Here is a 12,552-nt window from a genome sequence, read left to right on the forward strand (position 1 = left end):
CTTAGTGCTTCAGCAGGCTGGCGTCGTCGACCGAGGCCGAATGGCGGGTACGGAAGATGGTCATGATGATGGCCAGGCCGATCACCACCTCGCAGGCGGCCACCACCATGGTGAAGAACGCCACCACCTGTCCGTCGAGATGACCGTGCATACGGGAGAACGCCACGAATGCCAGATTCGCGGCGTTGAGCATGAGCTCGACGCACATGAACATCACGATGGCATTGCGCCGCAACAGCACTCCTGATGCGCCGATAGTGAACAACAGGGCCGACAGGTAGAGATAGTTGTCGGGATTCATCGCATCACCCCTCGCCGTTGGCCGAATTGCTGATCGAGCGCTGCGGCAGGATGGCGCTGACCGACAATGCCGCATCGGAGCCGTCGGGCAGCCGTGCCGGGACATCGACGGCGTTATGCCGTGCGTAGACACCGGGATTGGGCAGCGGGGTCGGATGGCCCCCGCCCTGGAAGCGCTCGACAGCCAGTTCCCGCTGGGTCTTGCGGCGTTCGAAGCGTTCCCGGTGTGCGAGCACCATCGCACCCAGTGCCGCGGTGATGAGCAGTGTGCTGGTCAACTCGAATGCCCACAGGTAGCGGGTGAAGATCAGGGCGGCCAGACCTTCCACGTTGCCGCCGCTGTTGGCTTGGGCCAGTCCGGTGAACCCGTTGACAGACACGCTGCCGATCCCGGCGATCAGCAGGATGCCGAACCCGGTGCCGGCCGCCAGTGCCGCAAGACGTTGGCCGCGTATCGTTTCGACGAACGATTCGGACAGGTCGACACCGATGAGCATCAGCACGAACAGGAACAGCATCATCACCGCGCCCGTGTAGACCACCACTTGCACCACGCCGAGAAACAGGGCGTCCTGGGCGATGTAGAGCACCGCCAGTGCGATCATGGTGGAGGCCAGGAACACTGCGGAGTACACCGCTTTGGGTGCGGCGACCACGCCGATGGCACCGAGCACCGCGACCGTCCCCAGGATCCAGAACAGCGCTGCCTCTGATGTCGAGGTGTGCGGCGCTGCGGCCAGGAGCATGACGTCAGGGCTCATGGGACGTCCTCGGTCAGCGGGCTGATCCGGCCGAGATAGTAGTCTTCGTCGGTACTGCCCGGCGCCATGTCATGAGGAGGCGCCTGCATCCCGGGTTGCATCGGGGCCAGCAGTTTGTCCTTGCCCCAGATCAGATCTGCCCGGTTGTCGTCGGCCATCTCGTATTCGTTCGTCATCGTCAGGGCCCGGGTCGGGCAGGCCTCGATGCACAATCCACACCCGATACAGCGCAGGTAGTTGATCTGGTACACCTGGCCGTAGCGTTCGCCCGGCGAGAAGCGTTCTGCGTCAGTGTTGTCGGCACCCTCGACAAAGATGGCGTCGGCCGGGCAGGCCCAGGCGCACAACTCGCAACCGATGCACTTTTCCAGACCGTCGGGGTAGCGGTTGAGTTGATGCCGACCGTGATAGCGCGGCGCGACCGGCCCCGGCTTCTCCGGATACCCTTCGGTGATCGGCTTTTTGAACATCGAGCCGAACGTGACGGCGAATCCGGCCAGGGCGTCGAGGAACTTGGGCTTCTTAGACATCGACGACCTCCTTTCCAGCATTCGGCAGCGGTGGCACCGGATAGGCCCCGGCGCTCTGCTGCGGTATCGGCTGTACAGTCCTGCGCCGCAGCGCCTTCCACAGTGCGACTGCCAGCACAGCGACCACCACGACCGCCGTGGTCACCAGGCCGGTGGCCCAGTTGTCGTAACCGTGCTCTCGCAGGCTGTGGGTGACCGCGACGACCATGATCCAGACCAGCGATACGGGGATGAGCACCTTCCAGCCCAACGCCATGAACTGGTCGTAGCGCATCCGGGGCAGGGTGGCGCGCAGCCAGAAGTATCCGAACATGAAGGTCCACACCTTGGCCGTGAACCACAGCAACGGCCACCAGCCGCTGTTGGCGCCGTCGATCAGGTTGAACGGGAACGGTGCATGCCAGCCGCCCAGGAACATCGTGGTGGCCAGCGCGGAGACGGTGGTCATGTTGACGTATTCGGCGAGCATGAACATGGCGAACTTCAACGAGGAGTACTCGGTGTGGAAACCGCCGACGAGCTCACCCTCGGCCTCGGGCAGATCGAAAGGCGCCCGGTTGGTTTCGCCCACCATCGAGGTCACGTACACCAGGAAAGAGGGCAGGAGCAGGAAGACGTACCACGTGCGATCCTGGGCCGCCACGATGCCGGAGGTGGACATGGTGCCCGCGTAGAGGAAGACCGCGGCGAAGGACAGGGCCATCGAGACCTCGTAGGAGATCACCTGGGCGCTGGAGCGCAGCCCACCCATGAGCGGGTAGGTGGACCCGGACGCCCAGCCGGCCAGCACGATGCCGTAGACGCCGATCGAGGTGACCGCCAGGATGTAGAGCACCGCCACGGGGAGATCGGTCAATTGCAGTGCGGTGCGGTGACCGAACACCGATACCTCTCCGCCCATCGGGATCACCGCGAACGCCATGAAGGCCGGGATCACCGCAATCACGGGGGCCAGTAGGTAGAGGGGCTTGTCGACGCCGGCTGGGACGAGCCCTTCCTTGAGGGCGAGTTTCACGCCGTCGGCCAGGGACTGCAGCAGACCCCAGGGCCCGACGCGGTTGGGCCCTGGCCGCATCTGCATGCGGCCCAGCACCTTCCGTTCGATGAGGATCGCCGCGAGCACGGTCAGCAACAAGAAGACGAACACCCCGAGTGCCTTGGCCAGGATCAGCCACCATGGGTCGTGGCCGAAGAGAGTGGGATCGGGATACTTCACGAGTAAGCCCTCCCGATCGAGGCCGGCGCGATTGAAACCAGGGAACCGGCGGTCACCCCGAGTTGACGATGGATTGCCGATCCCGGGGAATTGGTGGGCAGCCACACCACCCGGTCGGGCATCTCGGTGATCGACAGCGGCAACGTGACCGATCCGTGGTCGGTGCTGACGGTCACCGGATCTCCCGCTGCCACACCGAGTTCGGTGGCGGTGCCGGGGGAGAGCCGCACCACCGGGCTGACCGCGGTGCGGGCCAGATTGGGCTCGCCGTCCTGTAGCCGCCCGGCGTCCAGCAGTAGACGCCAGCTGGCCAGCACCGCCTGCCCGGGTGCGGGGGCGGGGGGTGGTGCGGGCGTCGCGGACGGCTCCGCGGCGCGAGGTCCGGTCCAGGAGCCGAGCCGGGCCAGTTCGGCGTCGGCGGCCTCGGGTCCGGTCAGCCCGAGGTCGACGCCGATCTCGTCGGCGAGGTACTGCAGCACCCGCAGGTCGGGTATCGCGTTGGTCTGCAACGCCGCCTTGAACGGGCGAATTCGGCCTTCCCAGTTGAGGTAGGCACCGCCCTTCTCCACCACCGGCGCCACGGGGAACACCACATCGGCGAGTTCGGTGACCTCGCTCTCACGCAGCTCCAGGCTCACCACGAACGGGGTGGCCCGCAGCGCGGCCAGCGCCGTGGCGGGGTCGGGAAGGTCGGTGATCTCGACGCCGCCGACCAGAAGCGCGGAGAGTTCCCCGCCGGCGGCCGCCGCCAGGATGCCGTTCGTGTCGCGGCCGCTGTTGCCGGGCAGCGCGGCGGTGTTCCAGACCGCGGCGGTCTGGGCCCGCGCGTCGGCCTCGGTCACCGGGCGCCCACCGGGCAGAAGGTTCGGCAGGGCACCGGCCTCGACCGCGCCGCGTTCACCGGCCCGGCGCGGGATCCAGGCCAACCGGGCCCCGGTGGCGTCCGCAAGACGGAGTGCGGCAGACAGTGCACCGGGTGCGGTGGCGAGTCGTTCACCGACCAGGACGACGGCGCCCGGGCGCCGCAGCCGCTCATCGGTCTCCAGCGCGGCCAATGCGTCGGCCTCGGCCCCGGGGACGGTCGCGATGAGCGTGCCCCCCATCTTGGTCAGCCCGCGGCTGGCGAACGGTGCCACCGCGAGCACCTGCTGTCCGTTGTTGCGGGCGGCCTTGCGCAGCCGCAGGAAGACGATGGGGGATTCCTCTTCGGGCTCGAGGCCGGCCAGCAGTACGGTCGGTGCCTTTTCCAATTCGGCGTAGCGCAACGTCATCGGCTGCCCGGCGACGCGGGCGGCCAGGAAATCGGCCTCCTCGCCGGAGTGCGGCCGGGCGCGGAAGTCGATGTCATTGGTGCCCAGCACTATTCGGGCGAACTTCGAATATGCGTAGGCGTCCTGCACGGTGCAGCGCCCACCGGCCAACACGCCGGTGTTCGATGCGGCGGCCAGCAGGCCTGCCCCGGCGACTGTCAGCGCCTCCGACCACGACGCCGGACGCAGCGTCCCGTCTTCGCGGATCAACGGTGTGGTGATCCGGTCCCCGGTCGTGGCATAGGTGAACGCCCACCGGCCCTTGTCGCAGTTCCACTCCTCGTTGACCTCGGGATCGTCGCCGGCCAGGCGCCGCAGCACCTTTCCGCGTCGATGATCGGTGCGCTGGGCGCATCCCGACGCACAGTGCTCACAGACACTGGGGCTGGACACCAGGTCGAAGGGCCGGGCCCGGAACCGGTAGGCCGTCCCGGTGAGCGCGCCGACCGGGCAGATCTGCACGGTGTTGCCGGAGAAGTAGGACTGGAACGGCTCGCCTGCGGCGATACCGACCTGTTGTAGCGCCCCACGTTCCAACAGTTCGATGAACGGGTCGCCGGCGATCTGTGCGGAGAACCGGGTGCACCGCGCGCACAGCACGCACCGTTCGCGGTCCAGCAACACCTGCGCGGAGATGCTGATGGGCTTCGGGTAGGTCCGCTTGACATCCTCGAACCGGGTCTCCGGGCGCCCGTTGGACATTGCCTGGTTCTGCAACGGGCATTCACCGCCCTTGTCGCAGATCGGGCAGTCCAGCGGATGGTTGATCAGCAGCAGTTCCATCACACCGCGCTGTGCCTTGTCGGCCGCCTCCGAGCTGTATTGCGTGTGCACCACCATGTCCGGGCTCACCGTGGTGGTGCACGAAGCCATCGGCTTGCGCTGGCCTTCTACCTCGACGAGGCATTGCCGGCACGCGCCCACCGGATCGAGCAGTGGGTGATCGCAGAACCGGGGGATCTGGACACCCATCAGTTCCGCGGCGCGGATCACCAGTGTGCCCTTGGGGACACTGATCTGCTCACCGTCGATGGTGAGCGACACCATCTCCACCGGCGGGGTGTCCTTGGTCGGCTCGGCCAACGTCATGCACGGCCTCCTTTCCTACCGCGAGCAGACACATATGTCCCGAGAACCTCGGCGTGTCGGGTACATATGCGTCTGCTCGCGCAATGAAACATCTACGCACCCGCCCCTTCGGTCGCCATCAATGTCGAGGCGTGCGGATCGAACGGGCACCCGCCGTCCAGATGCGCCACGTACTCCTCGCGAAAATGCTGGATCGAGGACATGATCGGGCTGGCCGCACCGTCTCCCAACGCGCAGAACGACTTTCCGAAGATGCCGTCGGCGATGTCGAGCAGCTTGTCGATATCGGCCTGAGTGCCCGCACCGGTTTCCAGCCGGGCGTAGATCTGGGCCAGCCAGTAGGTGCCTTCCCGACACGGTGTGCACTTACCGCAGGACTCATGGGCGTAAAACTGCGTCCAGCGCCGGACGGCCCGGACCACACAGGTGGTCTCGTCGAAGATCTGCAGTGCCTTGGTGCCCAGCATGGAGCCGACAGAGGCCATGCCCTCGTAATCCAGTGGCACATCGATGTGTTCGGCCGTCAGCAGTGGTGTCGATGAACCGCCCGGGGTCCAGAATTTCAGGGTGTGTCCGTCGCGGACGCCGCCGGCATAGTCGAGCAGTTCCCGCAGGGTGATGCCCAGGGGCGCCTCGTACTGGCCGGGCCGGTTGACGTGGCCCGACAGCGAATACAGTGTGAATCCCGGGGATTTCTCCGATCCCATCGACCGGAACCAATCGACCCCGTTGACCAAGATCGGCGGGACACTGGCGATGGACTCGACATTGTTGACCACGGTCGGGCACGCGTAGAGACCCGCTACGGCGGGAAACGGTGGGCGCAGCCGTGGTTGGCCGCGGCGGCCCTCCAGGGAATCCAGCAGTGCGGTTTCCTCGCCGCAGATGTAGGCACCGGCACCGGCATGAACGGTCAGTTCCAGATCGAAACCCGACCCGAGGATGTCGGCGCCCAGGTATCCGGCCGCATAGGCCTCGGCGACCGCGGCCTGAAGCCGCCGCAGCACCGGCACCACCTCGCCGCGGACGTAGATGAACGCGTGGCGGGCGCGGATCGCATATGCCGCGATGATCACACCCTCGACCAGAAAGTGCGGCGTGGTCAGCAGGAGCGGAATGTCCTTGCACGTACCGGGTTCCGACTCGTCGGCGTTGACCACGAGATAGTGCGGCTTGGCCGCCGCTCCCTCTTCGCCCTGCGGGATGAACGACCACTTGGTCCCGGTCGGGAACCCGGCGCCGCCGCGACCGCGCAACCCGGAGTCCTTCACCAGCGCGATGACGTCGTCGGGCCCCATCGCCAGGGCGCGCTGCAGCCCGCGGTACCCGTCGTGGCGTCGGTAGGTGTCCAGCGTCCAGGGTTCGGGTTCGTCCCAGGATCGGCTGAGTACCGGGGTCAGCGGCGTCATGCGCTCGGACCTGCCGCCTCAGGAGTGGACATTCCGCGTTTCCGGGCTTCCCGAAGCCCCGCCAGCGTGGCCGCGCCGGGGGCGCCGCCCGGTGTTTGTGGATCCGTCAGGCCGGCCAGGGTGCGAGCGGTTTCCCGGAAGGTGCACAGCGGCGCGCCGCGGGTCGGTGCGGGTGGAGTCCCGCCGCGGAGTCCGTCGACGAGATCCCGTGCCGACGACGGAGTCTGGTTGTCGTAGAACTCCCAATTGACCATCATCACCGGCGCGTAATCGCACGCGGCGTTGCACTCGATGTGCTCCAGGGTGACCCGGCCGTCTGCAGTGGTGTCCCCGGCGTGGATGTCCAGGTGCTCCTCCAGCGCATCGAGGATCGCGTCGCCGCCCATGACCGCGCACAACGTATTGGTGCACACCCCGACGAGATAGTCGCCCGTCGGGGTGCGCCGGTACATCGAATAGAACGTGGCCACCGCGGTGACCTCGGCGGCGGTCAATCCCAACAACGTTGCACAGAAATCGATTCCGGCCGGCGTCAGACAACCATCCTCGGCCTGTACCAGGTGCAGCAGCGGGAGCAGGGCTGAGCGGGCATCGGGATAGCGGGTGACGATCTGCTCGGCATCAAAGCTCAGCCGCGCCGTCACTTCGTCCGGATACGCCGCGGGCCCGTTGATCGGCGGGCCCGCTTCATCGGGGCGCTGCCCCAGCTCCAGGAAGACTTCGCTCATCTGTGCTGTCTCCTCTTCGCGCAGGCGCTCATCGGTCAACGCCTCCCATGACCGGATCGATCGACGCCACCGCGGCAATGGCATCGGCGACCATGCCGCCCTCGCACATCGCCGCCACCGCTTGCAGATTCGTGAACGAAGGGTCCCGGTAGTGCACCCGGTAGGGCCGGGTGCCGCCGTCGGACACCATGTGCACCCCGAGCTCGCCGCGTGGGGACTCCACCGCGACGTACACCTGCCCGGCCGGGACCCGGATGCCCTCGGTGACGAGCTTGAAGTGATGGATCAGCCCCTCCATCGAGTGGCCCATGATCTTGGCGATGTGCTCGGGGGAGTTACCCAAACCGTCTGGGCCGACTTTCAGATCGGCCGGCCAGGCCAGCTTCTTGTCGTCGATCATCACCGGACCGTCGCCCAACTTCTCAAGTCGGTCGACGCATTGCTCGACGATCTTGATCGACTCCCGCATTTCCTTCACCCGGATGATGTACCGGCCGTAGGAGTCACAGCGGTCATCGGTGATCACGTCGAATTCGTAGTCCTGGTAACCGCAGTAGGGTTGTGCGCGCCGCAGATCGTGGGGCAGGCCGGTGGAGCGCAACACCGGGCCGGTGATCCCCAGCGCGATACATCCGGTCAGGTCGAGATACCCGACACCTACGGTGCGAGCCTTCCAGATGTAGTTCTCGTTGAGCAGATCCTCCAAGTCCTGCAGGCCTTTCGGCAGAAGATCGAGCAGTGCCCGAACCTGGTCCAACGCGCCGTCAGGCAGGTCGGCGGCCAGGCCGCCCGGCCGGATGTAGGCATGGTTCATCCGCAGGCCGGTGATCGATTCGAAGACCCGCAGGATCTCTTCGCGCTCCCGGAAGCCATAGAACATGGCAGACATGGCACCCAACTCCATGCCGCCGGTGGCCAGCGCCACCAGGTGCGAGGAAATCCGGTTGAGCTCCATGAGCATCACCCGGATGACGCTGGCGCGTTGGGGAATATCGTCGGTGATGCCGAGCAGCTTCTCTACACCCAGGCAGTACGCCGTTTCGTTGAAGAACGGCGCGAGGTAGTCCATCCGGGTGACGAACGTGACGCCCTGCGTCCAGTTGCGGTATTCGAGATTCTTCTCGATGCCGGTGTGCAGATAGCCGATGCCGCAACGGGCTTCGGTGATGATCTCGCCCTCGATCTCCAGGATCAGCCGCAGCACCCCGTGGGTCGACGGGTGCTGGGGGCCCATGTTGACGACGATGCGTTCACCGGCATGCGCGCGGGCCGCGGACACCACGTCATCCCAGTCCTGTCCGCCGACTACCACCACAGGGGATTCGGTACTCATCAGTTGTAGGACCTCCGCTGATCGGGTGGCGGGATCTGCGCGCCGTGGTATTCGACCGGAATGCCGCCCAGCGGATAGTCCTTGCGCTGGGGATGGCCCACCCAGTCGTCGGGCATCTCGATCCGGGTCAACGCGGGGTGGCCGTCGAACACGATTCCGAAGAAGTCGTAGGTCTCACGTTCGTGCCAGTCGGTGGTCGGATAGACGGTGAACAGCGACGGCACATGTGGATCTGCATCGGGCGCTGCGACTTCCAGCCGGACCCGGCGGTTGTGGGTGATCGACATCAGCGGGTAGACGGCGTGCAGTTCGCGGTCGGTGTCGTCGGGATAGTGCACCCCGCTCACACCCAGGCACAGTTCGAACCGCAATTGTGGGTCATCGCGCAGGACGCTGGCCACCGCGGGCAGTTGGACGCGGCTGACCTCCAGGGTCAGCTCATCACGCTGCACCACGACGCGCTCGATCGACACCGCATAGCGTTCCTCGCCGAGGATTTCGGCGAGGCGGTCCACCACCTCGTCGAAGTACTGGCCGTAGGGCCGGGGGGAGCTGCCGGGCAATTCCACCGATCGCACCAGCCGGCCGTATCCCGAGGTGTCGCCGGTGCCCGAGGCGCCGAACATGCCGCGCCGCGTTCCGATCACCTCGGGCGTGTCGTTGCCGCCCGGGCCGTTCCCGTTGGCCGTGCTCACCGCAGCAGCCCCTTGAGTTCGATGGTCGGTGTGACGGCCAGCGCGGCCTGCTCGGCTTCCCGGATCGCCTCCTCGCGGTTGACCCCGAGCGGCATCTGCTGAATCTTGTCGTGCAACTTGAGGATTGCGTGTAGCAGCATCTCCGGCCGTGGTGGGCAGCCGGGCAGGTAGATGTCCACCGGCACCACGTGGTCGACGCCCTGCACCACCGCGTAGTTGTTGAACATGCCGCCGGAGGAGGCGCAAACCCCCATGGCCAGCACCCATTTCGGCTCGGCCATCTGGTCGTAGATCTGTCGCAGCACCGGCGCCATCTTCTGGCTGACCCGGCCCGCGACGATCATCAGGTCGGCCTGCCGTGGCGTCGCGGAGAACCGCTCCATGCCGAACCGGGCGATGTCGAAACGCGGTCCCGCCGTCGACATCATCTCGATCGCGCAGCAGGCCAGGCCGAAGGTGGCCGGCCACAACGACCCCTTACGTACGTAACCCGCGACAGTCTCCACCGTTGACAGCAGGATTCCACCGGGCAGACGCTCCTCTAATCCCAATTCAGGCCTCCTCGCCGCCAGACATAGGCGTACGCCACGAATACCGTGAGCATGAACAGCAACATCTCCACCAGTGCAAACAGCCCGAGACTGTCGAAGGCCACCGCCCACGGGTAGAGGAAGACGATTTCGATGTCGAACACGATGAACAACATGGCCGTCAGGTAGTACCGGATCGGCATGCGCTGGCCGGTCACGCCGGCGGCCCCGGGCTGCATCGGTTCGATACCGCATTCGTAGGCCTCAAGTTTGGACCGGTTGTAGCGGCGCGGACCGATGACGAGCGCGATCCCCACGGATACCACGGCGAACGCGGCCGCGATCGCTCCGAGAACCAGGATGGGCGTGTATAAATTCATGCCACCTATCGCTCCCTCGGTGGGCTGTCGATGTGAGCTAACCCACAGCCTAGCGAGGTTTGCGGCCCGTGCCACACATTTTGGTTAGTATTGTTTCATATCGGGGCAGCGTGTCGCTGCGGCCACAGCCGTGCCGTGAACAATCAACGGCAGCAGGGCAATTCGCAGAAAAATTACTGCACTGGAGAGCGCAGCAGAGACACCACGGCATCGCCCAGCCGGATCGGGTCGATCGGGTGGGGGACGGCGGCCTCCGCCTGTGACCAGCTAGCCAGCCAGGCATCGTCAGGACGCCCGGTGAGCACCAGGATCGGCGGACAGTCGGCGATCTCGTCCTTGAGTTGTTTGGCCAGTCCCATGCCCCCGGCCGGAGTGGCTTCCCCGTCGAGGATCGCCAGGTCGCAGCCCCCGGCGTCCATCTGTGAGATCACCATGGGTGCGGTGGCGATCTCGACGTACGCCAGTTCCGGCAGCTCTGGGTGCACGCGTTTGCCCAGTGCGAGTCGTACCTGTTCGCGGGTGCGCGGGTTGTCGCTGTACACCAGGATGCGCAGCGGCGCTGGGCCGGCCATGGTGCCGATGCTACTGCGCGCGACGCCGTCGGCCCGACAAGTCAGCGAATTCTGTTGTGGCGCATCAGTCCCGAGTGAACACGAGTTCACCGGAGATGATCGTCGTCGGACCGACCATCCCGAGTAGATCGCCCGACACGCCGAAGTCATCCCGCTGCACGGCGCACTGGCCGGCGAGCTGCAGCGCCCCGTCGTCGAGAATCTGCACCTCGACCGGCAGCTCGATGGTTCGCGACACGCCCCGGACGGTCAGAAGTGTCGTCAGTCGCGCCAGGTCAGCCTCCTCAGAGGACGCCAAACCGGTCACCTGCGCCCTGATATCGGGATGCTTTTCGACGTCGAAGAAGTCGGCGGATCTCAGATGGTCGTCTCGTTTGCGTATCCCGGTGTTCAGCGATGCCGCTGCAATCACCACCTGGCCGCTCACCCCGGGTCCGGCGAAGCCTTCGCCGGCGAACTCGGTGAACCGGCCGGTGACGGTGGCCAGGCCCCACAGCGTCTTGTTCCGGAACGTCACTCGGGATCGGTCTGGGACCAGGATCCAGTTTCCGGCGTGTGTGGTCAGGATGTCGCTGAGCGTGGCCATGGCTTCTCCAGTTCGTCGGCTCGGGTCAGGTGAACAAGGGCGCGATGTCCTTGGGATCGAAGTACTCGTCGATGCGGTGGATCAGACCGTCGGTACCCACCTTGATCACGATGCATACCCGCAACGCGATCAGTGCACCGTCGCGTCCGGTGGCATGCAGGACATGTTGCTGGACGAATCCGCCGTCGAAGAACTGCCGGTCCAGTACTTCGTAGCGGCGCTCGCCGGTGACGTTGATGAACCAGTCGATGACCTTCAGTGCGCGGACGCGGTCGTTGTCCCTGGAGTCGCCCGCGTGCCATACCGCGACGTCATCGGCCCACAGCCGGGACACTCCGGCCTTGTCTCCGCGCTCGATCGCGTCGAACAGCCGGTGCGCGACATCATCGATGAGCTCGGTGTCGGCTGGGGATATCATCGGCCTCCTCAGATGGGACTTGACCTCAATGGTTATTGAGGTTTCAGACTCGAATCATGAACTCCACACCCGCGCATTCCTTGTTCGACGAAGCCTACGAGCACCGCACCGCACCATGGGTGATCGGCGAGCCGCAGCCGGCGATAGTCGAATTGGAACGGTCCGGCGTCCTGGGCGGCAAGGTGCTGGATGTCGGCTGCGGTGCCGGCGAGCACACCATGCTGCTGACGCGACTGGGGTACGACGTGCTCGGAATCGACTTCTCCGAACATGCTGTCGCCCAAGCCCGGGAGAATGCCGCGCAGCGGGGAATCGATGCGCACTTCGCGGTGGCCGATGCGACCCGGCTCGGAGAGTCGGCGGGTCCGCGCTACGACACCATCGTCGACAGCGCGTTGTTCCACATCTTCGGCGATGCAGACCGCGCCGCCTACGTCGCCAGCCTGCACCGGGCCTGCCGGCCGGGGGCGACTGTGCACGTGCTGGCGCTTTCCGACGCCGGCCGCGGGTTCGGACCTCAAGTCAGCGCCGAGGTGATCCGCCGGGCCTTCGCGGACGGCTGGGACTTGGAGGCGCTGGACACCACCACGTATCGCGGCGTGGTGGGGGCGACCCATGCCGAGGCGATCGGCGAGCCGGTCGGGGCGCGCGTGGACGAGCCGGCCTGGTTGGCGCGCATCCGACGGCTCTGAGGG

Annotated in this window: 15 protein-coding genes; 1 reads left to right on the top strand and 14 read right to left on the bottom strand. The window is 66.1% G+C overall.

Annotation, left to right across the window (positions count from 1 at the left end):
• Window position 1: 1 nt before the first annotated feature.
• From nuoK to ACZYZF_RS21020, 14 genes are all read right to left on the bottom strand, one after another.
• Window positions 2-301 carry an NADH-quinone oxidoreductase subunit NuoK gene (gene nuoK / locus ACZYZF_RS20955; protein ID WP_064878910.1) on the bottom strand — a complete coding sequence of 100 codons (300 nt, stop codon included), beginning with the start codon at window positions 299-301 and terminating at the stop codon, window positions 2-4.
• Window positions 302-305: 4 nt separating this feature from the next.
• On the bottom strand, window positions 306-1,046 hold the full coding sequence (locus ACZYZF_RS20960; protein WP_463836869.1) for an NADH-quinone oxidoreductase subunit J: 741 nt from the start codon (window positions 1,044-1,046) through the stop codon (window positions 306-308).
• Window positions 1,047-1,057: 11 nt separating this feature from the next.
• The gene (nuoI, locus tag ACZYZF_RS20965) at window positions 1,058-1,591 is read right to left on the bottom strand and encodes an NADH-quinone oxidoreductase subunit NuoI (RefSeq protein ID WP_463744526.1); all 534 of its coding nucleotides are present in this window, start codon (window positions 1,589-1,591) and stop codon (window positions 1,058-1,060) included.
• A complete protein-coding gene (gene nuoH, locus ACZYZF_RS20970; RefSeq protein WP_463836713.1) occupies window positions 1,584-2,807 on the bottom strand; it encodes an NADH-quinone oxidoreductase subunit NuoH in 1,224 nt (407 codons plus the stop codon). The genes nuoI and nuoH overlap by 8 nt, the downstream gene beginning before the upstream one ends.
• Window positions 2,804-5,206 carry an NADH-quinone oxidoreductase subunit G gene (locus ACZYZF_RS20975; protein ID WP_463836714.1) on the bottom strand — a complete coding sequence of 801 codons (2,403 nt, stop codon included), beginning with the start codon at window positions 5,204-5,206 and terminating at the stop codon, window positions 2,804-2,806. The genes nuoH and ACZYZF_RS20975 overlap by 4 nt, the downstream gene beginning before the upstream one ends.
• 92 nt (window positions 5,207-5,298) lie before the next feature.
• A complete protein-coding gene (gene nuoF, locus ACZYZF_RS20980) occupies window positions 5,299-6,615 on the bottom strand; it encodes an NADH-quinone oxidoreductase subunit NuoF (protein ID WP_463836715.1) in 1,317 nt (438 codons plus the stop codon).
• Window positions 6,612-7,343 carry an NADH-quinone oxidoreductase subunit NuoE gene (gene nuoE, locus ACZYZF_RS20985; protein ID WP_463744522.1) on the bottom strand — a complete coding sequence of 244 codons (732 nt, stop codon included), beginning with the start codon at window positions 7,341-7,343 and terminating at the stop codon, window positions 6,612-6,614. Before nuoE ends, nuoF begins: the two co-directional genes overlap by 4 nt.
• A gap of 28 nt (window positions 7,344-7,371) precedes the next feature.
• Window positions 7,372-8,676 (bottom strand): NADH dehydrogenase (quinone) subunit D, encoded by a 1,305-nt coding sequence (nuoD, locus tag ACZYZF_RS20990; protein WP_463744521.1) that lies wholly within the window; start codon window positions 8,674-8,676, stop codon window positions 7,372-7,374.
• A complete protein-coding gene (locus tag ACZYZF_RS20995) occupies window positions 8,676-9,371 on the bottom strand; it encodes an NADH-quinone oxidoreductase subunit C (protein WP_463744520.1) in 696 nt (231 codons plus the stop codon). Before ACZYZF_RS20995 ends, nuoD begins: the two co-directional genes overlap by 1 nt.
• Window positions 9,368-9,922: a NuoB/complex I 20 kDa subunit family protein gene (locus ACZYZF_RS21000; protein ID WP_463744519.1), complete on the bottom strand. Its 555-nt coding sequence runs from the start codon at window positions 9,920-9,922 to the stop codon at window positions 9,368-9,370. Before ACZYZF_RS21000 ends, ACZYZF_RS20995 begins: the two co-directional genes overlap by 4 nt.
• Complete coding sequence (locus ACZYZF_RS21005) at window positions 9,913-10,281, bottom strand: NADH-quinone oxidoreductase subunit A (protein ID WP_003881436.1); 369 nt, start codon at window positions 10,279-10,281, stop codon at window positions 9,913-9,915. The genes ACZYZF_RS21000 and ACZYZF_RS21005 overlap by 10 nt, the downstream gene beginning before the upstream one ends.
• Window positions 10,282-10,454: 173 nt before the next feature.
• Window positions 10,455-10,853, bottom strand: coding sequence for an Rv3143 family two-component system response regulator (locus ACZYZF_RS21010; RefSeq protein ID WP_463836716.1), 399 nt, complete (start codon window positions 10,851-10,853; stop codon window positions 10,455-10,457).
• 64 nt (window positions 10,854-10,917) lie between these two features.
• A complete protein-coding gene (locus ACZYZF_RS21015; RefSeq protein WP_463836717.1) occupies window positions 10,918-11,439 on the bottom strand; it encodes a YceI family protein in 522 nt (173 codons plus the stop codon).
• 25 nt (window positions 11,440-11,464) lie between these two features.
• Window positions 11,465-11,857 carry a nuclear transport factor 2 family protein gene (locus ACZYZF_RS21020; protein WP_463836718.1) on the bottom strand — a complete coding sequence of 131 codons (393 nt, stop codon included), beginning with the start codon at window positions 11,855-11,857 and terminating at the stop codon, window positions 11,465-11,467.
• A gap of 56 nt (window positions 11,858-11,913) precedes the next feature.
• Here ACZYZF_RS21020 and ACZYZF_RS21025 point away from each other — a divergent pair, with 56 nt between their 5' ends.
• Complete coding sequence (locus ACZYZF_RS21025; RefSeq protein ID WP_463836719.1) at window positions 11,914-12,549, top strand: class I SAM-dependent methyltransferase; 636 nt, start codon at window positions 11,914-11,916, stop codon at window positions 12,547-12,549.
• The last annotated feature ends 3 nt before the right edge of the window (window positions 12,550-12,552 follow it).

The organism is Mycobacterium sp. IDUB_24 (genome assembly GCF_055419385.1).

Excerpts from the sequence above, each read along its gene's own strand:
- nuoK (WP_064878910.1), bottom strand. The coding sequence starts at position 301 with ATGAATCCCGACAACTATCTCTACCTGTCGGCCCTGTTGTTCACTATC.
- ACZYZF_RS20960 (WP_463836869.1), bottom strand. The coding sequence starts at position 1,046 with ATGCTCCTGGCCGCAGCGCCGCACACCTCGACATCAGAGGCAGCGCTG.
- nuoI (WP_463744526.1), bottom strand. The coding sequence starts at position 1,591 with ATGTCTAAGAAGCCCAAGTTCCTCGACGCCCTGGCCGGATTCGCCGTC.
- ACZYZF_RS20975 (WP_463836714.1), bottom strand. The coding sequence starts at position 5,206 with ATGACGTTGGCCGAGCCGACCAAGGACACCCCGCCGGTGGAGATGGTG.
- nuoF (WP_463836715.1), bottom strand. The coding sequence starts at position 6,615 with ATGACGCCGCTGACCCCGGTACTCAGCCGATCCTGGGACGAACCCGAA.
- nuoE (WP_463744522.1), bottom strand. The coding sequence starts at position 7,343 with ATGAGCGAAGTCTTCCTGGAGCTGGGGCAGCGCCCCGATGAAGCGGGC.
- nuoD (WP_463744521.1), bottom strand. The coding sequence starts at position 8,676 with ATGAGTACCGAATCCCCTGTGGTGGTAGTCGGCGGACAGGACTGGGAT.
- ACZYZF_RS21005 (WP_003881436.1), bottom strand. The coding sequence starts at position 10,281 with ATGAATTTATACACGCCCATCCTGGTTCTCGGAGCGATCGCGGCCGCG.
- ACZYZF_RS21010 (WP_463836716.1), bottom strand. The coding sequence starts at position 10,853 with ATGGCCGGCCCAGCGCCGCTGCGCATCCTGGTGTACAGCGACAACCCG.
- ACZYZF_RS21015 (WP_463836717.1), bottom strand. The coding sequence starts at position 11,439 with ATGGCCACGCTCAGCGACATCCTGACCACACACGCCGGAAACTGGATC.
- ACZYZF_RS21020 (WP_463836718.1), bottom strand. The coding sequence starts at position 11,857 with ATGATATCCCCAGCCGACACCGAGCTCATCGATGATGTCGCGCACCGG.
- ACZYZF_RS21025 (WP_463836719.1), top strand. The coding sequence starts at position 11,914 with ATGAACTCCACACCCGCGCATTCCTTGTTCGACGAAGCCTACGAGCAC.